23 protein-coding genes and 1 pseudogene are annotated in these 26,961 nt (G+C 71.0%); 12 read left to right on the top strand and 12 right to left on the bottom strand.

Annotated features, from left to right (window positions below; all coding sequences use genetic code 11):
- Nucleotides 1-3: 3 nt before the first annotated feature.
- Both map and ACFYYR_RS00585 read left to right on the top strand, forming a co-directional pair.
- Nucleotides 4-861, top strand: a complete 858-nt coding sequence (map, locus tag ACFYYR_RS00580; RefSeq protein WP_388845122.1) for a type I methionyl aminopeptidase — start codon at nt 4-6, stop codon at nt 859-861.
- 144 nt (nt 862-1,005) lie between these two features.
- Nucleotides 1,006-1,689 carry a heme oxygenase (biliverdin-producing) gene (locus ACFYYR_RS00585; RefSeq protein WP_388845125.1) on the top strand — a complete coding sequence of 228 codons (684 nt, stop codon included), beginning with the start codon at nt 1,006-1,008 and terminating at the stop codon, nt 1,687-1,689.
- Nucleotides 1,690-1,779: 90 nt separating this feature from the next.
- Here the strand turns inward: ACFYYR_RS00585 and ACFYYR_RS00590 are convergent, their stop codons facing one another.
- A complete protein-coding gene (locus ACFYYR_RS00590) occupies nt 1,780-2,229 on the bottom strand; it encodes an SRPBCC domain-containing protein (RefSeq protein ID WP_388845128.1) in 450 nt (149 codons plus the stop codon).
- 198 nt (nt 2,230-2,427) lie between these two features.
- On the opposite strand from ACFYYR_RS00590, the pseudogene ACFYYR_RS00595 reads away from it, so the two are divergent.
- Nucleotides 2,428-3,066 (top strand): annotated as a pseudogene (locus ACFYYR_RS00595) (GntR family transcriptional regulator); the annotation flags it as partial.
- Nucleotides 3,067-3,664: 598 nt separating this feature from the next.
- The gene (locus ACFYYR_RS00600) at nt 3,665-5,038 is read left to right on the top strand and encodes a sugar transferase (protein ID WP_388845131.1); all 1,374 of its coding nucleotides are present in this window, start codon (nt 3,665-3,667) and stop codon (nt 5,036-5,038) included.
- 54 nt (nt 5,039-5,092) lie between these two features.
- Here the strand turns inward: ACFYYR_RS00600 and ACFYYR_RS00605 are convergent, their stop codons facing one another.
- On the bottom strand, nt 5,093-6,130 hold the full coding sequence (locus ACFYYR_RS00605; RefSeq protein WP_388845134.1) for a GDP-L-fucose synthase family protein: 1,038 nt from the start codon (nt 6,128-6,130) through the stop codon (nt 5,093-5,095).
- Nucleotides 6,131-6,256: 126 nt separating this feature from the next.
- On the opposite strand from ACFYYR_RS00605, the gene gmd reads away from it, so the two are divergent.
- The 4 genes from gmd to ACFYYR_RS00625 all read left to right on the top strand — a co-directional run bounded on the left by gmd (nt 6,257) and on the right by ACFYYR_RS00625 (nt 11,124).
- Nucleotides 6,257-7,270 (top strand): GDP-mannose 4,6-dehydratase, encoded by a 1,014-nt coding sequence (gene gmd / locus ACFYYR_RS00610; RefSeq protein WP_388845137.1) that lies wholly within the window; start codon nt 6,257-6,259, stop codon nt 7,268-7,270.
- Between the two features lie 283 nt (nt 7,271-7,553).
- Nucleotides 7,554-9,752, top strand: coding sequence for a LamG-like jellyroll fold domain-containing protein (locus ACFYYR_RS00615; protein ID WP_388845140.1), 2,199 nt, complete (start codon nt 7,554-7,556; stop codon nt 9,750-9,752).
- Complete coding sequence (locus tag ACFYYR_RS00620) at nt 9,749-10,255, top strand: hypothetical protein (RefSeq protein ID WP_388845143.1); 507 nt, start codon at nt 9,749-9,751, stop codon at nt 10,253-10,255. The genes ACFYYR_RS00615 and ACFYYR_RS00620 overlap by 4 nt, the downstream gene beginning before the upstream one ends.
- Entirely contained in the window at nt 10,252-11,124 is an 873-nt protein-coding gene (locus tag ACFYYR_RS00625) for a glycosyltransferase family 2 protein (protein WP_388845146.1), read from the top strand. Before ACFYYR_RS00620 ends, ACFYYR_RS00625 begins: the two co-directional genes overlap by 4 nt.
- 173 nt (nt 11,125-11,297) lie before the next feature.
- On the opposite strand, the gene ACFYYR_RS00630 is transcribed toward ACFYYR_RS00625, so the two are convergent.
- The 5 genes from ACFYYR_RS00630 to ACFYYR_RS00650 all read right to left on the bottom strand — a co-directional run bounded on the left by ACFYYR_RS00630 (nt 11,298) and on the right by ACFYYR_RS00650 (nt 16,136).
- Complete coding sequence (locus ACFYYR_RS00630; RefSeq protein ID WP_388845149.1) at nt 11,298-11,843, bottom strand: class IV adenylate cyclase; 546 nt, start codon at nt 11,841-11,843, stop codon at nt 11,298-11,300.
- Nucleotides 11,830-12,960 carry a radical SAM protein gene (locus ACFYYR_RS00635; RefSeq protein ID WP_388845152.1) on the bottom strand — a complete coding sequence of 377 codons (1,131 nt, stop codon included), beginning with the start codon at nt 12,958-12,960 and terminating at the stop codon, nt 11,830-11,832. Before ACFYYR_RS00635 ends, ACFYYR_RS00630 begins: the two co-directional genes overlap by 14 nt.
- A gap of 175 nt (nt 12,961-13,135) precedes the next feature.
- Nucleotides 13,136-13,531 carry a hypothetical protein gene (locus ACFYYR_RS00640; protein ID WP_388845155.1) on the bottom strand — a complete coding sequence of 132 codons (396 nt, stop codon included), beginning with the start codon at nt 13,529-13,531 and terminating at the stop codon, nt 13,136-13,138.
- A 99-nt stretch (nt 13,532-13,630) separates the two neighbouring features.
- Nucleotides 13,631-14,860 (bottom strand): helix-turn-helix domain-containing protein, encoded by a 1,230-nt coding sequence (locus ACFYYR_RS00645; protein ID WP_388845158.1) that lies wholly within the window; start codon nt 14,858-14,860, stop codon nt 13,631-13,633.
- Between the two features lie 124 nt (nt 14,861-14,984).
- A complete protein-coding gene (locus ACFYYR_RS00650; RefSeq protein ID WP_388845161.1) occupies nt 14,985-16,136 on the bottom strand; it encodes a glycosyltransferase in 1,152 nt (383 codons plus the stop codon).
- A 232-nt stretch (nt 16,137-16,368) separates the two neighbouring features.
- On the opposite strand from ACFYYR_RS00650, the gene ACFYYR_RS00655 reads away from it, so the two are divergent.
- The gene (locus ACFYYR_RS00655) at nt 16,369-17,880 is read left to right on the top strand and encodes a hypothetical protein (protein ID WP_388845164.1); all 1,512 of its coding nucleotides are present in this window, start codon (nt 16,369-16,371) and stop codon (nt 17,878-17,880) included.
- 97 nt (nt 17,881-17,977) lie between these two features.
- Here ACFYYR_RS00655 and ACFYYR_RS00660 read toward each other — a convergent pair whose 3' ends face one another.
- The 4 genes from ACFYYR_RS00660 to ACFYYR_RS00675 form a co-directional block, all read right to left on the bottom strand.
- Nucleotides 17,978-18,340 carry a hypothetical protein gene (locus ACFYYR_RS00660; RefSeq protein ID WP_388845167.1) on the bottom strand — a complete coding sequence of 121 codons (363 nt, stop codon included), beginning with the start codon at nt 18,338-18,340 and terminating at the stop codon, nt 17,978-17,980.
- Nucleotides 18,341-18,520: 180 nt separating this feature from the next.
- Nucleotides 18,521-19,792, bottom strand: a complete 1,272-nt coding sequence (locus ACFYYR_RS00665) for a hypothetical protein (RefSeq protein WP_388846395.1) — start codon at nt 19,790-19,792, stop codon at nt 18,521-18,523.
- A gap of 185 nt (nt 19,793-19,977) precedes the next feature.
- Nucleotides 19,978-21,720, bottom strand: coding sequence for a lipopolysaccharide biosynthesis protein (locus ACFYYR_RS00670; protein WP_388845170.1), 1,743 nt, complete (start codon nt 21,718-21,720; stop codon nt 19,978-19,980).
- The gene (locus ACFYYR_RS00675; protein ID WP_388845173.1) at nt 21,717-22,976 is read right to left on the bottom strand and encodes a glycosyltransferase family 4 protein; all 1,260 of its coding nucleotides are present in this window, start codon (nt 22,974-22,976) and stop codon (nt 21,717-21,719) included. Before ACFYYR_RS00675 ends, ACFYYR_RS00670 begins: the two co-directional genes overlap by 4 nt.
- Before the next feature lie 178 nt (nt 22,977-23,154).
- On the opposite strand from ACFYYR_RS00675, the gene ACFYYR_RS00680 reads away from it, so the two are divergent.
- Nucleotides 23,155-23,616 carry an adenylyltransferase/cytidyltransferase family protein gene (locus ACFYYR_RS00680; protein ID WP_388845176.1) on the top strand — a complete coding sequence of 154 codons (462 nt, stop codon included), beginning with the start codon at nt 23,155-23,157 and terminating at the stop codon, nt 23,614-23,616.
- Here ACFYYR_RS00680 and ACFYYR_RS00685 read toward each other — a convergent pair.
- The gene (locus tag ACFYYR_RS00685; protein ID WP_388845179.1) at nt 23,570-24,292 is read right to left on the bottom strand and encodes a CDP-alcohol phosphatidyltransferase family protein; all 723 of its coding nucleotides are present in this window, start codon (nt 24,290-24,292) and stop codon (nt 23,570-23,572) included. The two genes, ACFYYR_RS00680 and ACFYYR_RS00685, sit on opposite strands and share 47 nt — an antisense overlap.
- A 217-nt stretch (nt 24,293-24,509) precedes the next feature.
- Between ACFYYR_RS00685 and efeO the strand changes: the two genes are divergently transcribed.
- Nucleotides 24,510-25,655, top strand: a complete 1,146-nt coding sequence (gene efeO, locus ACFYYR_RS00690) for an iron uptake system protein EfeO (RefSeq protein WP_388845182.1) — start codon at nt 24,510-24,512, stop codon at nt 25,653-25,655.
- A gap of 8 nt (nt 25,656-25,663) precedes the next feature.
- Nucleotides 25,664-26,959 (top strand): iron uptake transporter deferrochelatase/peroxidase subunit, encoded by a 1,296-nt coding sequence (efeB, locus tag ACFYYR_RS00695; protein ID WP_388845185.1) that lies wholly within the window; start codon nt 25,664-25,666, stop codon nt 26,957-26,959.
- Nucleotides 26,960-26,961 lie beyond the last annotated feature (2 nt).

A 26,961-nucleotide genomic window follows, 5' to 3' on the forward strand; every position in this document is an offset into this window, starting at 1 on the left:
GGCATGTCCAGCCAGTCACTTCTCGCCCCGGGGACCCTGTCCCCCGCCCGCTCCGTCCCCGCCTCGATCCCGCGCCCCGAGTACGTCGGGAAGGACGCCCCGACCCCGTACACCGGGCCCGAGGTGCAGGACGCCGACACCATCGAGCGCATGCGCGTCGCCGGGCGGATCGCCGCGCAGGCGATGGAGGCGGCGGCCGAGCTCATCGCGCCGGGCGTCACCACGGACGAACTGGACCGGGTCGCCCACGAGTTCATGTGCGACCACGGGGCGTACCCCTCGACGCTGGGCTACCGCCGCTTCCCGAAGTCGCTGTGCTCCTCGGTCAACGAGGTCATCTGCCACGGCATCCCGGACTCGACCGTGCTGCGCGACGGCGACATCGTGAACCTCGACGTCACCGCCTACATCAACGGGGTGCACGGCGACAACAACGCCACCTACCTGTGCGGGGACGTCGACGAGGAGTCCCGGCTGCTGGTGGAGCGGACCCGGGAGTCCCTGAACCGCGCGATCAAGGCCGTCAAGCCGGGCCGCCAGATCAACATCATCGGCCGGGTCATCGAGTCCTACGCGAAGCGGTTCGGCTACGGCGTGGTCCGGGACTTCACCGGGCACGGCATCAATTCGTCCTTCCACTCCGGACTGATCATTCCGCACTACGACAGCCCGCACGCGACCACCGTGATCCAGCCCGGGATGACCTTCACCATCGAGCCGATGCTGACTCTGGGCACCCACGAGTACGACATGTGGGAGGACGGCTGGACGGTCGTGACGAAGGACCGCAGGCGGACGGCACAGTTCGAGCACACCCTCGTGGTGACGGACACGGGTGCGGAGATCCTGACCCTGCCGTAGAGTTTTACCGACGGCCTGTCGGGAAGGCGTTGACTTAGGTAACCCTAAGCCGGAAGGATCGCAGACGGTCGGCCGCGCGGGCGCAGACAGCGCCCGCGGTGGCGTTCTTCCCCTCTCCCGCCCCCTCGGCCCCGGAGGCCCGCCTTGGACGCACCCGGCGCGACACCGTTCTCCACGCTCATCCGCACCGCCTCGCACGAGCAGCACACCGAGGCGGAGAATTCGACGTTCATGAGCGACATGCTCGGCGGGAAGCTCGGGGTGGCGGCCTACAGCCGCTACACCGAGCAGCTCTGGTTCGTGTACCGCGCCCTGGAGGACGCCGCGGAGCGGCTCGCGGACGACCCCGCGGCCGGCCCGTTCGTCCGCCACCGCGAGCTGCTGCGGGTCTCGGCCCTGGAGCGCGACCTCACCCATCTGCACGGCGGCCCGGGGTGGCGCACCACCGCGGAGCCGCTGCCCGCCACCGCGGCGTACGCGGCCCGGATCACCGAGGTCGCGCGGAGCTGGCCGGCGGGCTACGTGGCCCACCACTACACCCGCTACCTGGGCGACCTCTCCGGAGGCCAGATCATCCGCTCCACCGCGGAGAAGACCTGGGGCTTCGCCCGCAAGGGCGACGGGGTCCGCTTCTACGTCTTCACCGGCATCGGCAATCCGGCCGCCTTCAAGCGGGAGTACCGCGCCCTGCTGGACGCCCTCCCGGTCGACGACCTGGAGAAGCAGCGGGTGGTGGAGGAGTGCAAGCGCGCCTTCACCCTGAACACGGCGGTCTTCCGCGACCTGGGGGCCGCCTGCGGGCGGGACCGGGGGCCACTCAGCGCCTAGCACTCCAGCCGTAAATCGCGATCTTGCTGTTCAGGGGCGGTGCGAAGACAGGTACGGCCACCGTCAGGGCCCCTCCCCGCGGCAAAGATCTCAGGCCGACGACACCAGCTCCTCCAGCTTGTTGAGACTCTGAGTCCAGCCCTCCTCGTGAAGAGCCTGGCGCGCCTCAGTGGCGAATTCACCCTGGCTGATGACCAACTCGGCCCGTGTACCGCCGATATCGCGAAGCGACAGCGTCACCACCGTCTCCCGATCCTCGGGATCGGGATCCTCCCACCGGAAGGTGTAGGACAGGCGTTCCGGAGGGTCGGCCTCAACGAATTCCCCCACCAGATAGAACAGATCGCCCTCCGGAGGCTGCATGGCGATCCGATACCCACCGCCTGGCCGAAGGTCGCTTTCCACACTTGGGATGGTGAACCCGTCAGGGCCCCACCACTTGGCCAGTTCCTGCGGTTCGGTCAACGCTCGGAACACGACCGAGCGCGGTGCGCGGAGGACACGCCGCAGATGCAGCCTCAGCCCGCCATCGTGTGTCATCGCGAACCTCCTCCAACCGAAAGCACCGAGATTGACCAGCATCCTTATCGTAGGTATCCCAGCCGTAGACCGCGATCTATCTGGCCAGGGGCGGTGTGAGGGTGCGGCCACTGGTGATCATCGCGTGCTGGGTGGACAAACGAAGATCAAGAGCTGGCCGCGGGCCATGGCGTAGACCTGGCTCGGCTGGCGGGACATGAGCGGTTCAGGGCCTCGAACGCGACCGTACAGAAGGCACTGGGCCTCCTGAAGGACGAAGGGCTCGTCGTCGGCCGCGCCGGGGCCTCCGTCACGGTGCGCGAGCACCGCCAGCGGACCATGCGGCCCGCCGCATATCTGGCACCGGTGGGCACCGGCGAGCCGTACCGCTGGCTCACCGAAGCCGGCCGGCACGGCGCGGCTCGGAGCAGACTGCTGGACGTGTCGGAAGCCACGCCTCCTGCCGATGTGGCCGCGGCACTGAACCTCGCCGAAGGCGATACGGCACTCCTCCGCCGTCAAGTACTCACCATCGACGACGAACCGGTCGAACTCGTCACGTCCTACTGCCCTTTGGAGCTCGCCCGCGGTACCGCGATGATGGAGCGCCGACGCATCAAGGGCGGCACACCGACGCTCCTGGCCGAGCTGGGCTACCCGCCACGGCTCAGCGTCGACCGGGTCTCCGCCCGCGTACCCACGCGGGACCAGTACACCGCCCTCCAGCTGTCGAGCAGCCTCCCCGTCCTGCGCACCCTGCGGGTCGTCTACAGCGACGGCGAGCGCCCCATCGAAGCGAGCGTGATGGCCAAGGCGGGCCATCTCTACGAGTTGCAGTACGAGTTCACGCCCGAGTGAGGCATGCGGCTGCCGGGAGCCCGGGGGCGCACACCCCCGGCCTCCCGCGCCGGCCCGATCCGTGGGGTATGAATCCGGCCCTTTCCGCGGGGGCCGCGGACCCTGACGGCGTCCGGATCTCTTCGTACTGATCCGCGATCGCCATGACCATCCCGCACTGCCGCCGGGGCCGGGCCGGGCATGCCCGAGGCAGTCGGGGCGGCGGGGCCGCGGCCTGGGGTGGGCGCCGCCGGGGCGCATGGTGACCTGCGCCGCGCCCGCCGGGGGAGCCGTTTCCGGGCGAACATTCTTGCCCCGGACGGCTTCCGTGTTCGATCGTCAACCACGGCAAACGAGCCGTGGCGGGAAAAGTGAACCTCAGGGGTATCGAACAGCAAAAAATCGCAAACCTCGGCGGACGCACACCTGTTTGACATACCGTCTCAGCACCTTGCGCGCCGTCCACTTGGGGAAGTGGCTGGTGCGCGTTTTCGGTCGTGAGGTACCAGGGGGGTCCATGCGGCGCGGTGGTATGTCCTATTCCGGATCGGTCAGGCCGGTATCAGAGCGCAAGAGTCCGTCGGGGGGACGCAGTGAGAAGTCGCCCTGGTATCTGCCCGTGGCGCTGGCCACGGACACGCTGGGCATCGTCGCGCCGGTGTGCGCGGTCTTCGCTGCCACGCGCCAGCCCCATCCGGTCCTGGCCGCCCTCGGCGCGGCGGCCGTCTGGCTGGGCGTGCGGGCGTCGCACCGCCGCTACGCCGTCCAGGCGCTGGGCGAGTCCCGCGGCGTGCTGCCCGTCCTCCACGACTGGTTGACGCTGCTGGGGCTGCTCGCGGTTGCGCGGATCGCCGTCGGGGAGAGTTCCGAACCGGCGGTGGCGCTGCTGGCGCTGTCCGCCGCCCCGCTGGTCACCGTCGTCTGCCGGAAGGCCACCCACCGGCACCTCACCGCGCTCCGGCGCGAGGCGCAGTCGGTGCACCGGGTGCTGGTCATAGGGGAACCGAGCGCGGCGGACGACGTGGTCGAGCATCTGGCCGGGCGCACCGACCACGCCTATGTGGTGACCGGGGTGATCCCGGTCGGGTCGGGCCAGCTGACCTCCGGCGTCCCGGCCCTGACCCGGCTGGGCAGCGCGCTGCCCGCCACGCCCGACGAGGACTGGGTGCCGGTGCTGGACGTCGCCGAGCAACTCGGCGCCGAACTGGTGCTGGTGGCGCCCGGCCCCCGGCTGAGCGGTGAGCGGCTGCGCCGGCTCTCCTGGGCGCTGCACGACGTGGGGCTCCCGCTCGCGGTGTCGCCCGGTCTCACCGAGGTCGCGCTGCGGCGGCTGCGGTCGGTGACCGTCGCCGGGCTGTCGCTGCTGCACATCGCCCCGCCCACCCGCCGGGGTGCGCATGTCGTGCTGAAGTCGGCGCTGGACCGGGCGGGGGCGGCCCTCGGGCTGTTACTGCTGGCACCGGTGTACGGGCTGCTGGCGCTGGCGGTCCGGCTGGACTCGCCCGGTCCCGTACTCCACAAGCAGACCCGCATCGGGCAGGACGGCACGCCGTTCACCATGTGGAAGTTCCGCACCATGGTGGTGGACGCGGAGGCGCGGCGGGCGGAGCTGGCGGCCGTCAACGAGCAGGACGGACCGCTGTTCAAGATGCGGCGCGACCCGCGGGTGACCCGTACCGGGCGCTGGCTGCGGCGCAGTTCGCTGGACGAGCTGCCGCAGCTGGTCAATGTGGTGCGGGGCGAGATGTCGCTGGTGGGGCCGCGTCCCCCGCTGCCGGACGAGGTGGCCCAGTACGACGACGTCGAGCTGCGGCGGCTGACCGTGAAACCGGGGCTGACGGGGCTGTGGCAGATCAGCGGGCGCTCCGACCTCTCCTGGGACGAGACCGTGGCGCTGGATCTGCGGTACGCGGACAACTGGTCCATCGGCGGCGACCTGGATGTCATCGCCCGTACGTTCCGCGCCGTCGTCGACGGCCGCGGAGCGTACTGACGGGTGGTGGGAGTGCTGTCGCTGTGCCCCGCCGCCCGTCGGCGGCGGGGCCGCTCAGACCGCGGCGCCGGCGCACCAGTCGGCGTGGACCGCCGCGATCCCGTCCCGCAGGGGGATCCTCGGCTTCCAGCCGAGGGCGGCGATGCGGGAGATGTCCAGCAGCTTGCGCGGGGTGCCGTCGGGCTTGGAGGTGTCGAAGGCGATCCGGCCCTCGTAGCCGGTCACCTCCCGTACGGTCTCGGCGAGTTCGCGGATGGTGAGGTCCTCGCCGCAGCCGACGTTGACCGGTTCGTCGCCGTCGTAGCCGCGGAGCAGCACCGCGCAGGCCGAGGCCAGATCGTCGACGTGCAGGAACTCGCGGCGCGGGGTGCCGCTGCCCCAGAGGACGACCTCCTCGCGCCCGTCGCGCTTCGCCTCGTGGAAGCGGCGGATGAGCGCGGGCAGGACGTGCGAGGTCTCCAGGTCGAAGTTGTCGCCGGGGCCGTAGAGGTTGGTGGGCATCGCGGAGATGTAGGAGGCGCCGTACTGGCGCCGGTAGGACTGCACCTGCACGATTCCGGCGATCTTGGCGAGGGCGTACGGCTCGTTGGTCGGCTCCAGCGGGCCGGTGAGCAGCGACTCCTCGCGGATGGGCTGGGGAGCGAGCTTCGGGTAGATGCAGGAGGAGCCGAGGAAGAGCAGCCGGCGGGTGCCGGCCGCGTGCGCTCCGGCGATCACGCTCAGCTGGATGCGCAGGTTGTCCTCGAGGAACGGCACCGGGTAGGTGCTGTTGGCCATGATGCCGCCGACCTTGGCGGCGGCCAGCACGACGGCGTCCGGCCGGACGTCGCGGAGGAAGGTTTCGGTCGCCGCGGCGTCGCGGAGATCGAGGGCGTCGCGGCCACGGGTGATCACCTCGTGGCCGTCGGCGGTGAGCCGGCGGGAGACCGCGGACCCGACCAGGCCGCGGTGGCCCGCCACGAATATCCGGGCCCCGTCCGGCAGCAGCGGCTCGCCGGCCGTCGCGGCGGAGGAGGGCACCGGCTCGGCCGGGGACTGCGGTCCGCCGGCCCGGGCACCGGGGTCGGTGCCCCGGGAAGTCGCAGCTGTCATGGCACCGGATTGTGCCAGCGCGGATCACCCGCCAGGGAGTGAATCCCTGCATCTGATGGAAACAGCAAGATTTCGCAACATTTCACCCCGGGCCTGTCACGGCCCGGATCTCAGGGGGGACCTCGCATGGGCAAGAGCGCACTCATCACCGGAGTGACCGGACAGGACGGCTCCTATCTCGCCGAGCTGCTGCTGTCGAAGGGCTACACGGTCCACGGCCTGGTACGCCGTTCGTCGTCGTTCAACACCGAGCGGCTGGACCACATCTACCAGGGTCCGCAGGAGCCCGACCGCCGGCTGGTGCTGCACCACGCCGACCTCTCCGACGGGGTGGCGCTGGTGAACCTGCTGCGCGATCTGCAGCCGGACGAGGTGTACAACCTCGGCGCCCAGTCGCACGTCCGCGTCTCCTTCGACGCGCCGCTCTACACCGGCGACGTGACCGGCATGGGCTCGATGCGGCTGCTGGAGGCGATCCGGGCCAGCGGTGTCGACACCCGGATCTACCAGGCGTCGTCGTCGGAGATGTTCGGCGCGACACCGCCGCCGCAGAACGAGCGGACACCGTTCCACCCGCGCAGCCCGTACGGCTGCGCCAAGGTCTTCGGTTACTGGGCGACGGTCAACTACCGGGAGGCGTATGACCTGTTCGCCGTCAACGGCATCCTCTTCAACCACGAGTCCCCGCGCCGCGGCGAGACCTTCGTGACCCGCAAGATCACCCGGGCGGTGGCCCGGATCAAGGCGGGCCTCCAGGACCGGCTCTACATGGGCAACCTGGACGCCGTGCGGGACTGGGGCTACGCCCCCGAGTACGTCGAGGCGATGTGGCGGATGCTCCAGCAGGACCAGCCGGACGACTACGTCGTGGCGACCGGCGAGGCGGGGACCGTACGGCAGTTCCTGGAGGTGGCCTTCTCGGCCGTCGGCCTGGACTGGGCCGAATACGTGCGGTTCGACCCGAAGTACGAGCGTCCCAGCGAGGTGGACGCCCTGATCGGCGACGCCTCCAAGGCCGAGGAGCTGCTCGGCTGGAAGCCCCGGGTGCTCTGGCCGGAGCTGGCCCGCATCATGGTGGAGGCCGATGTGTCGGCACTCGATGCCGAATTGGCGGGTACAGCGGTTCGTATCGATAGATGACTCACCAACTCGCAAAGTACGGACATCATTTTGGCCATTTCGGTTACGGCGGCGTGAGCGGCGCCCTAACCTGCCGTGCACAGGGTGGCCAGGGGGGCCGCGCACGCGCGAGCGAGCCGAAGGGCGCGCCGGTGCCGCACACGACGGGACCGGGCACGGCGAACGGATGAGCCGAGCGCAGTTTCGGGGAGTGCCGGCACCGGGGCAGGGCGCCCGACGGCGAGCGAGTGGACAACACAGCCCAGGGGGGCACATGCGCACAGTGGGGGTTTATGGGGCTGCCATGGCCGTGGCAGTCACATCACTGGTCGGAGCGGGAGCGGTGACGGCGCCGTCGGCGTCCGCGCTGACCCCGCCCGTCGGGATCACGGCCGACGATCTGCCGACCTGGCAGACGAACGGCATCGTCTGGTCGATGGCCCAGGCGGACGGGGTGGTCTTCGCGGGCGGCACGTTCTCGACGATCCGGCCGCCGGAGGAAGGCTCGGACGGCGGTGAGCAGCCGGCCGTCAACTTCGCGGCGTTCAACGCGGCGACGGGCGCGCCGACGTCCTGCAAGCTGTCGTTCACCATCGGCACGGGCACGGCCACCGTACGGGCGCTGGCGGTCTCACCGGACCGCAGGACGCTGTACGCGGGCGGGCAGTTCGGCGCGGTGAACGGGGTCGGGGCGAGCAATGTCGCGGCGATCGACATCGCGACCTGCACGCCGAAGTCGTCGTTCAAGGTGGCGTCCAGCGCGACCGTGCGCGCCCTGGCCGTCACGGACGACACCGTCTACCTCGGCGGCGACTTCACCTCGCTGGAGGGACAGTCGCGGCGCTACTTCGGCGCGGTCACCACGGGGGGTGACCTCAAGCCGTGGACGGCCGACGCCGACGAGCCGGGCCGCGCCCTGGAGGTCACTCCCGACGGGAGGAACGTGGTCCTCGGCGGCGACTTCATGACGGTGCGCGGTGCCGACTCGCACGCCCTCGCCGTGGTCGACGCGGGCACCGGCGCGCTCACCAAGACCTACGCCCGGGGCTTCATCCCGACCACCTCGACGGTCAAGGACCTCACCTCCGACGCCACCGGCATCTACACCGGCAACGAGGGCACCGGCGGCGGGGTCTTCGACGGCCGGATCGCGCTGAACGCGAGCGACTTCAACCAGCGCTGGCGGGACACCTGCCTGGGGGCCACCCAGGCGGTGACGGTCCACCAGTCGGTGCTCTACTCGGGCTCGCACGCGCACGACTGCAGCAGCATGGGCGAGTTCCCGAACCAGCGCCGCAAGCACCTGCTCGCGCAGTCGGTCGACGACCCGACGCTGCTCGGCTGGTTCCCGGACACCAATGACGGCCTGGGCGAGCAGATCGGCCCGCGGGTGATGGACACCGCGTCGGCGGGCGGGACCGACTACCTGTGGGTGGGCGGCGAGTTCACCACCGTCAACGGCGGCCGTCAGCAGGGTCTGACCCGCTTCGCGAGCGGCCCGGACACCTCGGCGCCGTCGGTTCCGCTGGTGAACGCCTCCAGCGTGAAGCCGAGCGAGGTGAACGTCCGCTGGCAGTCCAGTCTCGACCTGGACGACAGCAAGCTGACCTACCGGGTCTACCGGAACGGCGGGACGACGCCCGTCCACACCGTCAGCGACTCCTCGCTGCCGTGGGTCCGTCCGCAGCTCTCCTTCACCGACACCGATGTGACGCCGGGCTCGACGTACACCTACCGGATCACGGCGAGCGACGGCACCAACACCAGCGCCCGGTCCGCCACCCAGACGGTCACCGTGCCGGCCGCGGCGGACAGCTACGCGGAGCGGGTGAAGGCCGACGGCGCGAATCTGTACTGGCGCTTCGACGAGGCGTCGGGGCAGTTCGCGGCGGACGCCTCGGGCAGCGACAACAGCGGTGTCCACCGCAACGGCCCGTCGTACCGGGTGACCCCGGCGGCCGTCCCCGGCGGCAGCACGGCCGTGGGCTACAACGGCTCCGACGAGTACACCTACAGCGACCGCAAGCACAGCCGGCCGTCGTCGTACTCCCTGGAGACCTGGTTCCGGACGACGACGACCTCCGGTGGCAAGCTCATCGGCTTCGGCGACCGCACCCAGGAGCCGAGCGCCAGCCACGACAAGCAGCTGTACATGACCAATGACGGCCGGGTGGTCTTCGGTGTGCACAGCGGCTTCGCCCGTACCATCAGCAGCGGGTTCGGCCTGAACGACGGCAGGTGGCACCACGTCGTCGCCACCCAGGGGTCGAGCGGGATGCGGCTGTACGTCGACGGCTCGCTGCGGGCCAGCAATCTGCTGGTGACGTCCAGCGCGGACTACGACGGCTACTGGCACGTCGGCGGGGACACCATCAACTCGTCGTGGCCCAGCAGCCCGTCCAGCGACTACTTCAACGGGCAGATCGACGAGACCGCGGTCTATCCGAGCGTGCTGTCCGGCTCGCAGGTCTCCGGTCACTACAACCTCCGGACCCGCGGGTGATCCGCGGCCGCCGGTCCGTCGCCGCCGCCGCGCTCCTCGCGGCGGCGGCGACGCTGCTGACCGGATGCGGAAGCGGCGGGGAGCAGGACAAGGGGTCCGGGAAGGCCCGGTCCGCGGCGGCGTCCTCGGACGACCGGGCGGCGGGCGACTCCCCGGCCACCGACGTCGGTGAGGGGTCCGAGGCGAAGAAGCCGAAGGCCCCGCGGACCCCGCCGGGCCCCAAGGTGCCGGAGCGGGACCTCAAGCCGGTCACCGGATCGTTCACCGAGAAGCAGAAGTCGTACCTCACCGACCGCGTGCCGAAGGGCACGGACCCGGCAGCCGTCCTGCAGATCGGGCAGGAGAGCTGCGACCGGCTCGCCCGCACCGCCGAGCTGGACCGCAAGGCGGCGATCAGCGCGCTCCGCTCGGGCGAGATCCCGAACGCGGAGGCGGCGGTGAAGCACCTCTGCCCGAAGCAGCTGCCCCTGCTGAAGGCCTCCCAGGAAGGAAGCGGCGGTTGAGCCCGAGCAAGCTCCCCATCGTGGTGGCGATCCCCACGAAGAACGAGGCCGAGAACATCGCCCGCACCGTACGGTCGGTCATCGACCACTTCGAAGCGGTGGTGGTGGTCGACTCGGACAGCACGGACGAGACCTGCAAGATCGCCGCCGAGGAGGGTGCCGAGGTCGTCCCGTACACCTGGGACGGCGGCTATCCGAAGAAGAAGCAGTGGTGCCTGGACCACGTCCATCCGCAGATCCCGTGGCTGCTGTTCCTCGACGGTGACGAGACGCCGTCCCCGGAACTGCTGGCCGAGCTGCGCCACTGCTTCTCCCGGCCGCTGAAGGTGGCGGCGTTCGACATCCCGCTGGGCTACTGGTTCGCGGGCCGCCGGCTGCGGCACGGCTACACCATCGTCAAGCGCGCCCTGCTGGACCGCACGCGCTGCCACTTCCCCGTCCTCGGGGACCTGGACGCGCCGGGCATGGGCGAGCAGGAGGGGCACTACCAGCCGATCGCCGAGCACGTGTGGCGGCTCAAGTCCCCGATCGAGCACGAGGACCTGGACCCGGTGCGGACCTGGTTCGACCGGCACAACCGGTACTCGGACTGGGAGGCGTGGCTGGAGCACCACCCGGAGGTCAAGGAGGAGATCCGGCAGGCCAAGACCCGGCAGGGCCAGCTCTTCCACAAGGCCCCGTTCAAGCCGCTGGTGTCGTTCGCCTACGCCTACCTCTACAAGCGCGGCTTCCTGGACGGCCGGGCCGGCTTCGACTACGCCCTGGCCATGAGCTTCTACCGGTGGCAGATCGGGCTGAAGGCCCGGGAGGGCGAACCGAGCGAGGCGGGCCGGCCGGGGGTCACGGTGGCGCGGGTGACGATCCGGTAGGGCCGTACCCGGCCCGGGAGACGCGTGAGGGGCTGTCCCGCCACTGGGCGGGGCAGCCCCTCGTTGCTCGGCACGACGCCGGAAAGCCGGGCGTGGGCCGGAACGATGCGGTCCGGCGCTGGTGCTCACCCCATGCGCAGGACACCACACGCCATGCTGCCGCCGGACATGCCTCAGGCAAACAGGAGCGTGGGCTGGGCGAGGATGTCTCTGCTCAGCTCGCTCTTGTAGATCAGGTCGATGCTGCCGAAGCGTGCCTCGTCGTAGTTCAGCCCCAGGGTGGCCACCGCCTCACGGACGACTTCCTCGGAAGGCCCCTCGATCTCCAGGAAGGTAGGCAGATCCGGCCAGGTGTCGAAGTCGTAGGTGACTCCGTCGAGCTGCCATTCTTCGCGGTAGTTCTGCTGGTAGCGCACCTGTCGAAGCCCCAGTGCGGTGAGCATCTCCGCTGTCTTCTCGAGGCTGTCGACCTCGATCTCGATTTCGGTGGTGCCATGGATGTGGGTGGCGTCGGTGACCTGCTTCAGAGTCAGAGTGGTCTTCCCACCCTCATCCCTCAGCCGAAGCCACTGACCGCCCTGGACCTCGTCGTTCTCGAAAATCAAACGCGTGAACAGGGTTTTGGGGAATGCCTGCTCGGCTCCTGCGGACCGCAGCCGACCGAGTACGGCATCGACCTCGATGTTCAGGAACTTGGCCTCGTACTCATGCTGAGCCATCGCTGTCCTCCGTGGAATGCTTCCCTGCGGTCAGGTCTTGGAAGTCCTGCTCTCGCAGCTTTTTGTTCTCACTGCAGACGCTGCCGGCCACGAACTCTTCCACAGACAGGCAGAGGTCCATGCGCTGAATACAGACGCCTACGTGGAACTGGCCTCCGGGGTCGCGGTAGAGCCGGACTCCGTAGTAGCCCTCATGGCAGTCGACACGGTTGTTGTACGGGCAGTTGCTGCATGTATGGGGCAGCCGCAGATCCCGGATGTGCTTCACGACGAGTGGACGGCGATTCGGCAGCTCGTAGATCACACGAAAGCCGGATGTACCCGCAGCTACGGCGATCTCCTTCGGCCGGGCACGGAGCCCGTGGAGGAGTAGATCGATGGCGTCGAGGGATTCCTCGCCATCAGCCAGGGAGGAGAGCACTCGGACCGGCAGCTGGGGCGAGTACTTCTCCAGGAGGCGGTGGACACGCTGGATGTGGCCCCGGTTCGGAACGACGAGATTCGCGCGCACACTCATGTCCGTACCGAGCGAGAGGCGCATCGACTCCTCCAGAGCTTCGAGCTTCCGAGCGGCCAAGGACCGCGCCCGGTACCGCTCGCTCTGCACCTGGGCCAGTTCCTCAGGCGTGGTCCCGAAGACTGAGAAGTTGACGCGGTCGAGTCCTGCCTGGGCGCAGCGAGACAGGACCCTCGCTCCATTCTCACCGTTCGAGGTAACGCTGACGCGATAGCCGACGTCACGCGCGAGGGCGACAATTTCGGGCAGTCGTGGGTGAAGAGTCGGCTCTCCGCCCGTGAGGTGGACTTCGTCGAAGTCCAGGGCCTCACGGAGCTGCCCGAGAGCGGCACGGAACGCTTCATCGGGGAAGACCGGAGCCGCAGTGAAGCCGACACGGTTCGTCGCAAGGTAGATGGAGACCCGTCCGGAACGGCCTGCCGCACCGAACTCCCCTGTGTGGGCGGCATCCCTGTCCGAGCTGACCGGCGTCCCCTCATTGTGACAGAACGTGCAGGTCATGCCGCATGCATCGATGACCTTGACACGCAGAGTGCGGTCCACGGTGCCCCGGAGCGGCGTCGCGTCACTGATGCCCCTCAAGGCGCGATGCTGGAACACGGTCCGCCTTCCGTTCCCGGTGTAAGCGGTGTGCACGGGCCGGGACGGCCGAGTCGGACGGGAACTCGCGTGGAGTCGCAGTGCACGGGCGCCCGCACGGCTCGTTCCGGCAAGTGTGCCGAGACGGTACTCGAGCCGGCGTCTCGCAGAATGCCGCCCCGGGTCCGGTAGGCCCTCATCGGTCGGCCCCGCACGCCATGTCACGGAGTTCGATGATCCGGCTCAGCTGGAGGTGGTACACCTCCAGCTGAGCCGGAGTCATGACGAGTACTGAGTCGCTGGTGTTGCCGTCCTCGTAGTGAACCAGCACGGGTAAGGCACCCTGCTGGGCTCGATGGTCGTACACCGCGTCCCGCTTCATGGGGGTGACATGGGTGACCTCGGCGGGTACGGGACGCAGGCTGGTGCCGTCGGCAGGAGCCGACCACTCGGCACCTCCGTCCGGCGTCCGGAGGTGGTACGTCGGCGCGTCCGGCCCCGGCAGTGTGACGACGATGCCGATGCGCCCATCACGGGCCGTGTCCTGGGCCAGATCCCCCAGCCGAGGAACGTAAGGACCGGCGGTGCCCAACGCCGCACCCTGAGACGGAAGATGAGATGGAAGTCGTCCAGTCATGGCCCCAAAACTAAAATGCCGTCAGGAGTCCAATATGAACCGAAGGAATACCCCTTATCCGTCCAGGTGGAAGCGGTCGGACATACGCCGCAGCTTCTCGCGGGTGGCGGCTCGCTCGGCGTACACGATGCTGCGCAGCGTCGCCCGGGCGATGGGGTGGTTGCGTACGAGCTGCGGTGCGATCCTCTCGGCGGTCTCCAGCTCGGCCAGAGCCTTGTCCCGGCTGCCGTCCCACAGCCAGGCCCGTGCCAGGTCCATGTGGTGATGTCCTCGACGGGAGTCGGGAAGCGAGGCCACCAGTTCAGGGCTGGTCCGACGGTTCATCTCCAGAGCCTTCCCCTGCTTTCCTGCCTCCAGCGCAACGCTGATGGCATGAACCTGGACGTTGCCAGGGGAGAAGGTCAACGAGTGCCGATCATGGACGGGTGGCCCCTGATAGCCGCCGAGACGGCCTGCTGCGGACTTGGCATGAGCCACCCGGTCCTCGGCTTCCTCCGCTCGTCCGGCACGCGACGCGGAAACCGCCGCTCGCAATTGCAGAGTTCCCCAGGCCCGCACAGCCAGCGGATCGCCGCGGTCGTACTCCCGCTGAACGCTGCCGATCGCCTTGTCCGACAGCGCCAGCGCGTCGGTCCAGTCGGCAGTCGCCCACATGTCCCAGACCCGCATCCAGTCAGCCACCGCAGGCAGCAGCGGATCGGCCGACAGCCGCGCGGACCATGCGGCACGTTCACAGGCCATGGCGACGAGTTCGGGATGGCCGAGCGCATGCGCCGCGGTGTGCGCGAACTTGCAGCACACCGCGTAGATCGCGTACGCCTCTTCCCGTTCGTGCCCCGAAGCGACTTCCGCCAGGGCACGGGCCTCCCGGAACAGGTCGGGCAGCACACACATGATCGCGGTGCTTTTGGCGGCGTCCCGCAGCCGGTGCAGACGGGTCACCTCGCTCCACAGCTCGGCCGAGGAACGGGGCGTGCCATCGAACACAGGAGTCAGGTCGTAGCGCCGCAATTCCCGCAGGATCGAGGCAGCGGCCATCTGCCACTGATTGTCCGAAGGCGAGCTGCTGTACGGCCGGCCGATCAGGTCGTTCGGGTGAACATGCAGCTCAGCCGCCACCGCGTTGAGCAGACCCACCCGGTCCAGTTCGATGAGGCCGCGCTCCATCTTCGACACCCAGCCCTGCGACTTCCCCAGGGCTGAGGCCAGGTCGGCCTGGGGCATTCCCAGCCGCAGGCGTGCACGGCGGGCCCGACGCCCGATCTTCTCGGTCTCCTCCAGCATCAGAACCCCTCCACGAAGGCCGGGAGCCGCTGCGCCGTCCCCTGGTAGAGCGATCGCAGCGATTCCACTCGGCAAGACCACCACGGTACTCAGTTGCCGTAGAACCGGGCCTTCGTCAGCCGGCTCAGTGCCGCCGGATCGCCCCGTCGTAGACCGCCTGGAGGGTGTCGACGACCTTGTCGATGGCGAACTGGTCGCGGATCAGACCCCAGGCCGCTTGGGAGGCCTCCTCGTTGGCCGCCGGGTCGAGGAGTTCCAGGATCGCCTGGCCCACCAGTGCGCCGTTGTCGCGGTCGGGCTTGCTGTCCACGACGCGTCCGGCGCCCGCCGCCTCGACGTCCGGGGACAGGCCGCCGGTCTTCGTCACCACCACGGGCACGCCGACCGACATCGCCTCCAGCACCGAGACGGCGAACGGCTCCACGACCGACGGCAGCACGTAGACGTCCGCCGTGCGCAGCCGCTCCAGCACCTCGGCGTGGCCGAGGGCGCCGACGTACTCGACGGAGTCGGCGACGCCCAGCTGCCGGGCGAGGTCCAGCATCGGGGCGGCGAGCGCGCCGGTGTCCGGGCCGGCCAGGACGAAGCGGGCGTCCGGGTGCTTGGCGAGGACGGTGGGCATCGCCGCGATGAAGTCCTCGGGCCGCTTCCGGGCCTGGACGCGGGCGCAGTACAGCACCGTGGGCGGCCGGCCGCCGTCGGCCGCGGGCCTGCGCTCCTGCAGGCGGACGCCGTTGACCAGGCGGTGCGTGCTGTTCAGCCGGTCCGGCGCGATCACCGCCTCCACGTCGTCCCGCTCCGTCCCGGTCAGATGGAGGATCGCGTCGGCCCCGCGCAGCACCCGGCGCAGCCCGAGCGCGTCCACCAGCTTCGCGACCCGCTTCTCGGTGGGGTCGATCATGCCGTGGGTCTGGAGCACCAGCGGGCGGCCGAGCTGCAGCGCGATCAGGGCGAACGGCAGGGTGATCAGATCGCGCATCAGATGGACGTGCACGACGTCGGCGGTCTTCACCAGCTCGCGGGCGCGGGCGAGCAGCGCCGGTGAGGTGATGCCGCTGACCTCGAACTGCGGCAGGACGTGCCGCGCCTGGAACATGAACGCCGGTACGCCTTCGATCTCCTTCGGCATCGGCCCGGTGAACCCGTCCCCCAGGGTGGCGATCCGGGCGTCCACGCCGCGGGCCCGCAACCCATGGGAGAGATTGAGCGCCACCCGGGTGGGGCCGCCGAAGTCGTTGGTCGGTGTGTGCAGCGTGACGACATGCAGAACCTTCACCGATTGTTCCTCCCCCCGATGCCCCCCGGCATCGTCCGGCCAGCGTAGCGGCGGGCACCCGGCGGCGCGGCCGGATCCTTCGATGTGCCGTTCGAGGCTCGTGCGTTCTGCGGATACGGCAGGCCGGACTCCCTAGACTTGCCGTGGGGCACCGGGCCGGGGGTTCCGGGCGCAGGTGTCCGACGGACCGGCAGGCCCGGTGCAGGGGGCACGGGGAACGAGGGTGGGGGCCATGGCTGTTGAGGTACGGGACGTCGCGCCGTCCGAACCAAGCGCGCCGTCCGGACCGGCCGTTCCGCCCGACGTGCCGCCGGTCTCGCCCCGGGCCGTGCTCTCCCGGGCGCTGGCCGTGCCGCTCGTCCTGGGGCTGGTGTTCCTGCTGCCCGGGGTGGTGGCCGCGCTGCCGGGGCCGGGGATCCGGGACGAGGCGTACTGGCTGCAACTGGTACTCACCGGGTACGCCGGGGCCCGGCTGGCGGCGATGACGCTGACGGTGCGGCGGCGGCTCATCCAGGGCTCGTTCTGGATGTTCGTGTATGTGGCGCTCGGGGTGGCGCCGTTGGCACAGGCGGTTCTCGGCCAGACCCCGACGCCGGTCGTCGGGACCCGCTCCGACCTGGTGCTCGCCACCACGCTCTCGCTGATCGGCCTGGTCGCCTACGACGTGGGCGTGCTGCTGGCCCGGCACCGGCCGGTGCTCCGCAACCGGGCTCCGCGGCGCACCGCCTCGGTCAGCCGGCGGCGGCTCTATCTGCTGGTGGCGCTGGCGTTCGTGGCCAGTGCGCTGTTCGTGGTCAAACTGGGCGGTCCGGCGGTCTTCTTCAGCAGTCGTCAGGAGATCAGCGAGGGCATCCAGAGCAGCGGGGTGGCCGCCGCGGACTCGGAGTCGCACGTCGGGTCGGCGTTCCTGCGCGGTTTCGGCACGGTGCCCGCGCTGCTGGCCTTCCTCTTCCTCACCCGCTGGCTGGTCACCTCCCGCGCGGCCCGCCGGCGCCCCACGGTGGTGTTGATGTGGGCCGGGCTGCTGGGGGTGAACGCCCTGGTCAACAACCCCGTCTCCAATCCGCGTTACTGGTTCCTGACCGTGATGTTCTCGATCCTGTTCACGGCCTTCCCGAAGAGCCCGGTGATGTACCGGGCGGCGCTGGCGATGGGGGTGGTGGCGGCGCTGCTGCTGTTCCCTTTCATGGACCGGTTCCGGTACGACGAGAGCGGCCACCGGCCGGTGGAGTCCGAATCGGCCTTCGACCCGCTGGTGCGCAAGGACTACGACCAGATCGGCATGTTCGCCAACACCATCACCATGGTCGACTCGGGCACCGGCCATGCGTACGGCCGTCAGCTGGCCGCGTCGACCTTCTTCTTCGTGCCCCGCTCCATCTGGCACGGCAAGCCGCTGGACTCCGGTGTCCGGGTCGGCCAGTGGATGGGCATGCAGAACACCAATCTGTCCTCACCCCTGTGGGCCGAACTGTGGCTGGATTTCGGCCCGGTGGGCATGACGGGAGGCTTCCTGGGCCTGGGCTATCTCTGTGCCCGGGCGGACCGCCGCTACACCGTCCGCACGCTGGACGATCCACGGCCGGGCAACGTCCTGGCGATCGTCATCCCGGTGGTGGCGGGGTACGCCTTCATCCTGCTGCGCGGCCCGCTGCTCCAGGCGTCGGGGCGGATCGGGATCGCGATGGTGTGCCTGGCGCTGGTGACGACGTTCCGCTCGGATCCGCGCAAGCTGCTGCACTGACCGGGACGGGCGGCGGGTCACCGCCGGGACGGGCCGGCGGATCGCCGACGGCACGGGCTGCCGGGACGGGCTGCCGCGACGGGCTGCCGCGACCGGCTCAGTGCCGGTTCCTCGCGAAGCACACGACGTAGTCCTCCGTGCCGGCCGCGCTGATCGAACCGGTGGAGCCCTTGACGTCCGAACACGCCAGTCCGGTGACCTCGTCGTCCAGCCGCTTCAGCACCCGGTAGCGGGCATGGGAGTCGCCGCACCCCAGCTGTTTGACGCCCGGGTCGTCCTCGGACCCGGTCTTCTGGAAGCAGTCCCCCGCCTTCAGCTGCGCGGCATCGTTGTCGCCGGCGAAGTGGCGGTTGAGGAGCGTGGCCGAGACGAAGACGACGGCCAGGACCCCGATGAGGATCCACGCGCGGCGCAGTCGCGCCGCCCGGGCCGAGTCGTCGAGCGGCTGCGCGATGGTCATGAAGGGGTCCCCCGTACGGTCGAATGCGCGGTGCTGATCGCCCCCATGGACACGGCACATGGACACACCGAACATCGATGTGCGGCATGGCGTGGGCATGGCGGCAACCGTCGTACGGTAGCGGAAGCCCCTCCAACGCCCCGTAACGGCCCCCGGGTTGCATCGGGAGGGACCGGGACATCAGCCCTGTCCGGACCTGGTGACGTCGTCCCTGTCCCCCGCCGCGTCCGGCTCCCCCGCGCCGTCGCCCGCCGGTTCCGGGGAGCGGCGGACCACGGCGATCCGCAGCCACGCCGCCAGCGCCTTGCACACCGAGCCGAGGCACAGCCCCCAGGCCGCGCCGAGGACGCCGCCCAGGGCGTAGCCGGTGAGCATGGCGGCCACCGAGAGCAGCGAGAAGACGACCTGGATGGGCAGGGTGGCGCGGGGGCGCAGCACCCGGAGGGTGAGCAGGGCGCAGGTGCCCAGGGCGATGGCCGCGTACTGGCTGCCGGTCGCCGGGAGGAGCGCGGAGGAGGCCGCCCAGGTGTCGCCGAGGAGTTCGCGGCCGAGGCGGTCCGGGAGCGCGATGAGGACGGCGGCCCAGGCAGCGGCGACGGCGGAGAGGGCGATGGCCAACGCCACGGTGGCGCGGACCTTGCGGGCCGCCGTCGGATAGCGGTTGAGGATCGGCGGGCCGAACCCCGTCGAGGCGTTGAACAGCACGTTCATCGGGCCGAAGAGGGTCGTCACGCCGCGCAGCGCACCGACCGCCAACGGGCTGGCGAACAGGCCGAGTCCGATGACGGCGAGCTGGCTGGAGGCGTTGCCGACGGCGAATTCGACGACGAAGCGCCTGCCGAGGTGGCCGCGGCGGAGCAGCCGGCGCGGGTCGGAGGCGGCACCGCGCAGCCGGGGGGCGAGCAGCGCCGCGGAGACGGCCAGGGCCGGGAGGGCGGAGAGGCCCCAGACGGCGATGAGGCGTTCGGGCCCGGAGCCGTGCGGCTGGACGGCGAGGGCGGGGACGGCGGCGGCGAGGCGGACCAGGTCGGCGGCGAGGGCGCAGTGGGGCAGCCGCAGGGTGGAGAAGCAGTAGCGCATGCCGTCCTGGACGAGGACGACGGGCAGGACGAGGCCCAGGACCGCGAGTCCGTGCGCGGTGCCGCCCGGCACGAGGAAGAGGACGGCGGCCATGACGGACCCGATCGCCGCCGAGGCCCAGGCGGTGAACGTCACGGCGGAGCGGCAGGCGTCCCGGACGGCGGCCGGTTCGCCGCGCTCCAGGACGAGCGCTTGGCCGACGTAGGCGACGAAGAGCCCGAGCAGCACCGCGAACACGGTGTAGACCAGGGAGAAGACGGAGAACCCGGCGGCGCTGGAGAGCCGGGCGGCGACGACCAGCACCACGATGTTGGTGAGGGCCGACACGCCCTGGTCGGCGACGGAACAGAGGACGGCGAGCCGGGTGCCGATGCCGTCCCCGCCGGTGCCGGGTGCGCCGTTGCCGTCCCCGCCGGTGGCGGCCGCGCCGCCGGAGCCCGTTCCGCCGGGCGCCCGGCCGCCCCCGGAGACGGCTTCCGGGCCGGATGTTCCCGTCTCCCCACCGGAAGCGGCCTCCCCACCGGAAGAACCGGCCTCCCCGCCGTCCCGCCGATCCGTCACCGGCGGGAGGACGTACGGGCGGGGAGCTCGTCCGGGTCGACCTGGCGCAGGGCGAGCGTGCCGGGCCCGTCGGGGCGTTCGGCCTCCTGGGCCGCGCCGGTGGCGGACTCCGCCGCGTCGGCCTCGGTGCGGCGCCGGCTGCCCGTCCCGCCCTTGGACCCGCCGCGGGGCCGGTTGCCGCCCTCGGAGTGGAGGACGGCGCCGAGCACCGTGCCGCCCGCGCCGGCGACGAGTTCCCGCACCCGGTCGAGGTCGTCGCGCCGCACCTCGCGGGGGTCGCAGACGACCAGGACGCCGTCGACCCGGTCGGCGAGCGCTATGGCGTCGGCGTAGGAGAGGACGGCCGGGGCGAGGACGACGACGACCGAGTCCTCGTCGTCGGCGGTGGCGATGAGCTGGGTGGCGGGGGTGGAGGTCAGGGCGCGCGCGACGTTGCGGACCCGGCCGCCGGGGATCAGGTCGAAGGCGCCGGACTCCCCCGCGTCGATGGGTATCTGCTCCCCGGTGGGCCAGCCGTTGTCGCCGCGGGCCGGGGTGCGGGCCCAGCCGGGCCGGATGCCGTCGGTGGCGCGGAGCCGGGCGGAGAGCGACGGGGTGCGCAGGTCGGCCTCGACGAGCAGCACCTCGCGCCCCATCTCGACGAAGGAGGCGGCGAGGTTCACGGTGACCGCGGCGGCGGTGTCGATGGTGCCGCGCGGGGCGACGACGAGCAGCCGCCGCCGGCCGGCGAACCGCTGGTCGTAGGCGAGCCGGAAGGCGACGGAACGGTACTCCTCGGCGAGCCGGCCGTCGGCGAGCAGCGCGGTGGTCTGTCCGCGCCGGCCGCGGGGCAGGGTGCCGAGGACGGGGGCGCGCAGGGCCCGGACGACGTCGCTCTCGGAGCGGGCGGTGGGGTCGAAGACGAGCCGCACCCAGGCGCCGAGGAGGCCGAGGCCGATGCCGACGGCGGCGCCGAGGCCCAGCATCATCGGCAGGCCGGGGCCGGACGGTTCGGACGGCGGGGTGGCGGTGCGGACGACGAACCCCGGGGTGGTGTCGAGGGCCTTGAGCTTGGTGACGTTGCTGTTCAGCTCGGAGATCTTGCCGAGCACCCCGGACTGGGTGGACAACACCGTGTCCAGGGCCCGGCCGTCGCTGAGTCCGGCGACCTGCTTCGCCAGCTCGTCGCGCTGCTTCTCCAGCGGCTTGAGCTGCTTCTGGTAGCCCTTGACCATGTTGTCGATGAGGCTCTTGGTCTGCTGCTCGCGGTTGTCGAGGTAGGCGCGGGTGAAGGCGTTGGCGCGCTCGGCGGCCCGGCGGGGCGAGGAGTCGGTGTAGGCGAAGCGCAGCACGAGCGTGTTGGGCGGGTTGGTGACCTGGAGGCCCCCCTGGAGCCCCTTGGCGCCCCGGGGCAGGCCGAGGTCCTTCGCCGCCCGCCAGGCGACGGCGTTGCTGACGGCCGTCTGCCGCTCGGAGCCGATGCTGACCCCCTTGTCGGGGGAGGTGCCACCGGGGGCGAACGGGTCGACCGAGGCGGACCGTACGGTGACCTCGCTGGTGGCGACGTAGGAGTCGCCGCCCAGCACACCCAGCAGGGCACCGCCGAGCAGCCCCACGGCGACGCCGACGGCCAGGATCAGCCGGTAGCGGAGCAGTTGTCTGAACTGGTCGCGCAGCAGGTCCGGTTCCTCGTGCGCCTGGGGCGCACGGGGCCGGTCCGGGCCGCCGGGCGCCGGGTCCGAGGCGATGTGCGATGTCATGTGCGGGCCCCCCTCCGCGATTCGGGGCGGCCGTCGAGCGCTTCGTCGAGGAGCCGGGTGATTCTGGCCAGGCCCGCCTCACGGCTGAGGTGGGCGTCGACGTAGGCCGGGCCGCGCGACCCCAACGCGTCGGCCGCGGCGGGGTCTTCGGCCAGCTTACGGACCGCGGCCAGCAGCGCGCCGGGATTCTCCGGCGGAACCAGAACGCCCGCTTCCGAGCGGCGGACCTCCTCGGCCGTACCGCCCTGGTCGGCGACGGAGGCGACCACCGGCCGCCCGGCGGCGAAGTACGAGGTGAGCTTGGACGGGATGCTCATGTCGAGCACCGAGGCCCGCTGGGTGACGGCGAGGACGTCCGCGGCGGCGAGGACGTCAGGGAAGTCGGCCTCGTCCGCGGGCGGGAGGAAGTGGAGGTTCGGCAGTCCGCCGCCGAGGGCCCGCAGATGCTCGCGCTGGTTGCCGTCGCCCATCAGCACGATGTGCACCTCGGGGGCCTGCCGGGCCGCCTCGACGAGCACCTCCAGCCCCTGCTTGAGGCCCATGTTGCCGGAGTGGAGCACCACGGTGCGGCCCTCGCGCCAGCCGAGCCGGGCCCGCATCTCGGCGCGCGGCCGGGTGGGCCGCTCCACGTGCGACCAGTTGGGGACGAGCCGGATGCGCTCCCGGGGGACGCCCATCGCGGCGACCTTGTCGACGAACGTCTCGTGGATGACGCCGACCAGGGTGGCCCGGCGCAGGGCGTAGCGCTCGACGGCGCCGGCGGCGGCCGCGGCCCGGTCCCCGCCGCGGATGCCGCTCTGGGCCGCGGCGGCACCCATCAGGTCCTGGACGACGGGGACGTACGGCACCCCGTACCGCCGGGCGATCCGGGCGCCGATGACGCCTCCGGCCAGGCTGGGCAGTTGCGCGACGACGGCGTCGGGGCGGCCGGTGCGCGGCGGCGCGGCCAGGCCGTGGGCCAGGATCGACGCCTCGTACAGGGCCCGGCGCACGGCGGTCTGCCGTGGCGGGACGGTGTGCCGGCGGCGGTGCACACGCACTCCGGCGCGCTCCTCCGTGGTGCGCCACACCCCGCGGTAGGCGGGGTCGGTCCGCCAGGCCGGGTAGTGCGGCATTCCCGCCAGCACATGCACCTCGGTCCGGCCGTCGGCGGCCCAGTGCTCGGCGATCTGTGTGGCGTACGGGCCGATTCCGGCCTGTTCGGGCGCGTAGTTGGTGGACACCAACAGGACACGCCGTCCCCCATGCTCCGACATGCGCATCTCCTCCCCCCAGAGTCGATCAGTTGCACCCTAGCCCGTCATCGGTGCAACTTGCCGTTTTTCTCTGTTCGTTCAGCTTTCGCAATCTTCCGGTCGGCGGCTCCGCTCCCGACTATCGTCGGTGGCTCTGACGCGCTGGGGAGCGCGTCGCGAGTGGGGGGGTCCATTTCGCATGCCGCACACCGTGGGTTACGCACCGGGGGTCTACGACCTCTTTCACGTCGGCCATCTCAACATCCTCAGACACGCCCGCAGCCAGTGCGACTACCTGGTCGCCGGGGTGGTCTCGGACGAGATGGCGGAGCTGGCCAAGGGCCGCGCGCCGGTGGTTCCGCTCGTCGAGCGCCTGGAGATCGTCCGCAGCATCCGCTTCGTGGACGCGGCGTTCGTGGAGACCGTGCCGGACAAGCTGGACACCTGGCAGCAGGTCCGGTTCGACGTGATCTTCAAGGGGGACGACTGGCGCGGCACCCCGAAGGGGGACCGGCTGGAGCGCGACTTCGCCACCGTCGGCGTCGAGGTCGTCTATTTCCCCTATACCGTCCACACCTCCAGCACCCAGCTGCGGCGCGCCCTGGAGGCGCTGGTCACGCCGGGCGTATCGCAGACAGTTCCCGGAACCACTTCGCCATGAAGGCCGCCAGGAAGAGGCCGTGCACCACGGCCAGCGCGGTGTAGGCGCCGAGGAAGGCCCGCTCGCTGCCGAGCGTCAGGAAGACGAGGCAGAAGACGCCGTAGTCGACCGGCAGCAGCGCCACCGCCCGCAGGGGTGAGGGTGCGGCGGCGGGCGGGGCGGGCGCCCCGGCGGCCGGCTTCGGCTTGAGCTTGTCGGTGAGCAGGCCGCCGCAGAAGATCAGCACGGCCGCGAGCTGGAATCCGAGCGGCAGCAGCAGCCAGCCGGGGCCCGGCAGGTCAAAGAATCGGTAAAAGGACACCAGCACCGCGGCGTGCAGCGCGGTGATCTTCGCGCAGTCCACGACGTGGTCGAGCCACTCTCCGGCCGGACTGCTCACTCTCCGCAGCCGGGCCAGCTGGCCGTCCGCCGAGTCGAACGCGAAGCCCACCACCAGGCCGGCCCAGACGGCGACGGCGAGCGGCCAGGACGGCGGGAAGGCCGCGACCGCCGCCACCGCGGAGAAGCTGAAGGCGGCGCTGACCAGGGTGACCTGATTCGGCGTCAGCCCCGCGCGGCAGGCCGCCGCGGCGAGAATCCTCCCGGCCGGCCGGTTGATGTGCCGCGAGTACAGCGACACTCCCCTGGCCGTTTTCTGCGCGCTGCGGAGCTCACCGAGCGCCGCACCGAATGTCATGGTCCGAGCCATCATCCCCCCAGATGTCCGCTCACGGAAAAGCCCCCCGCACAAACGCACGATCATGATGGCACGGGGGTCCGACAGCCGTTCCGGACCGCTTCCGGTGAGACCGGGATCACTGGACCCCCGGAGAGAGATCAGGTAAGCCTCGGATAACTTAGGTCAGCCTCACACGCCACCCCCCTTCTCTGTCCGAGCATGCCTGGAGCCACGAATGCGAGTCGTCCGAAACACCTCCGGTGCCGCCCTGGCGGCCGTCGCCGCGGCAGCCCTCACCGCGGTCACCGGCTGCGCCGAGAAGACCGACGCCAAGGGGCCCGGGGCGATCGAGATCACCGCCTCGGACACCGCGTGCAAGGTGTCGAAGAAGAAGTTCGCGGCAGGCCACGTGGAGCTCGCCGTGGAGAACACCGGCGCGAAGACCACCGAGGTCTACGTCTACGCCCCCGGTGACCGCATCGTCACCGAGCGGGAGAACATCGGCCCCGGCACCAAGGCCACGATCACCACCACCGTCAAGGCCGGTTCGTACGAGATCGCCTGCAAGCCCGGCATGAAGGGCCACGGCATCCGGCAGAAGGTCGAGGCCACCGGCGAGGGCGCGGCGAAGAAGCTGGACCCGCGGCTGGACGCGGCGGTCGCCGCCTACCGGAAGTACGTCCAGGTCCAGGCCGACGAGACCCTCCCCGAGGTCGAGAAGTTCGTAGCCGCGGTGAAGAAGGGCGACGTCGAGGGCGCCAAGAAGGCGTACGCCCCGTCGCGCATCGGCTGGGAGCGCACCGAGCCGGTCGCCGAGTCCTTCGGCGACATCGACCCCAAGGTCGACCTCCGCGAGGACGGGCTGGAGAAGGGCCAGAAGTGGACCGGCTGGCACCGCCTGGAGAAGGCGCTGTGGAAGGACAAGAAGATCGGCCAGGAGGAGAAGGACCTGGCCGCTCAGCTCGTCACCGACCTCGAGGACTGGCAGAAGCGCGTCGGCAAGGCGGAGATCGACCCGACCGGCATGGCCAACGGCGCCAAGGAGCTGCTGGACGAGGTCGCCACCGGCAAGGTCACCGGTGAGGAGGAGCGCTACAGCCACACCGACCTGGTCGACTTCAAGGCCAACGTCGAGGGCGCGGAGAAGTCCTACGAGCTGCTCAAGCCGGTCGCGGGCAAGAACGACCCGGCTCTCGTCAAGGAGCTGGACCGGCAGTTCGCGGCGCTGGACAAGCTGCTCGACCAGTACCGCGAGGACAAGGACTCCTACGCGTTCGACTCCTACGACACCGTCGGCAAGGCCGACCGCAAGGAGCTGTCCGACGGGGTCAACGCCCTCGCCGAGCCGCTGTCCAAGCTCGCCGCCGCCGTCGTGAAGTAGGGAGAATCATGAACTCCGAGACCGACGAGACCACCGGAACAACCGCGGGCCGGACGCCGTCGCGCCGCTCGCTGCTGGGCTGGGGCGGCGCCGGGCTCGCGCTGGGCGCCGCCGCGGCCGGCGGCACCGCCGCCGCGCTGACCGCCGACGACACGGCACCCGCGCTCGCCGGCGCCGCGGGCGCCGCGGTGCCCTTCCACGGCCGCCACCAGGCCGGCATCGCCACGCCCGTCCAGGACCGGCTGCACTTCGCCGCGTTCGACGTGAAGACCGACTCCCGGGACGAGCTGATCGCCCTGCTCAAGGAGTGGACCGAGGCCGCGGCGGCGATGACCGCGGGCCGTTCCGTCGGCGAGGGCGCGGTCCCCGGCATCCCGGAGGCGCCGCCGGACGACACCGGCGAGGCCCTGGGCCTCAAGCCGTCCCGGCTCACCCTCACGATCGGCTTCGGCCGGACGCTCTTCGAGCGGGACGGCAAGGACCGCTTCGGCCTCAAGTCCCAGCTGCCCGAGGCCCTGATCGAGCTGCCGACGTTCTCCGGCGACAACCTCGACGCGGACCGCAGCGACGGCGACCTGTGCGTCCAGGCCTGCGCGGACGACCCGCAGGTCGCGGTGCACGCCATCCGCAACCTCGCCCGGATCGGCTTCGGCCGGGTCGCCATCCGCTGGTCCCAGCTGGGCTTCGGCAAGACCTCGTCCACCACGCCCGACGCACAGACCCCGCGCAACATGATGGGGTTCAAGGACGGCACCCGGAACATCGCGGGCACCGACGCCCCCGCCCTCCGCAAGCACGTCTGGGTGTCCGAGAAGGACGGCCCGGAGTGGCTCGCGGGCGGCTCCTACCTGGTGGCCCGGCGGATCCGGATGCGCATCGAGACCTGGGACCGCACCTCGCTGCAGGAGCAGGAGGACATCTTCGGCCGCGACAAGGGCGAAGGCGCCCCCTACGGCAAGCGCCGCGAGCGCGACGAGCCGGACCTGAAGGCCATGAAGGAGGACGCGCACGTCCGCCTGGCGCACCCCGACAGCAACGGCGGGGCCCGGATCCTGCGCCGCGGCTACTCCTTCACGGACGGCACGGACGGCCTCGGGCTGCTGGACGCCGGGCTGTTCTTCATCGCCTACCAGCGCGACGTCCGCACCGGGTTCGTTCCCGTGCAGCGCAACCTCGCCCGGATCGACGCGCTCAACGAGTACATCCAGCACGTCGGTTCGGCCCTGTTCGCCGTCCCGCCGGGCGTCCGCGGCCGCGACGACTGGTGGGGCCGGGAGCTCTTCGACGCCACGAAGAGGCGGTGACC

Source organism: Streptomyces sp. NPDC001922 (assembly GCF_042891165.1).
GTDB lineage: Bacteria > Actinomycetota > Actinomycetes > Streptomycetales > Streptomycetaceae > Streptomyces.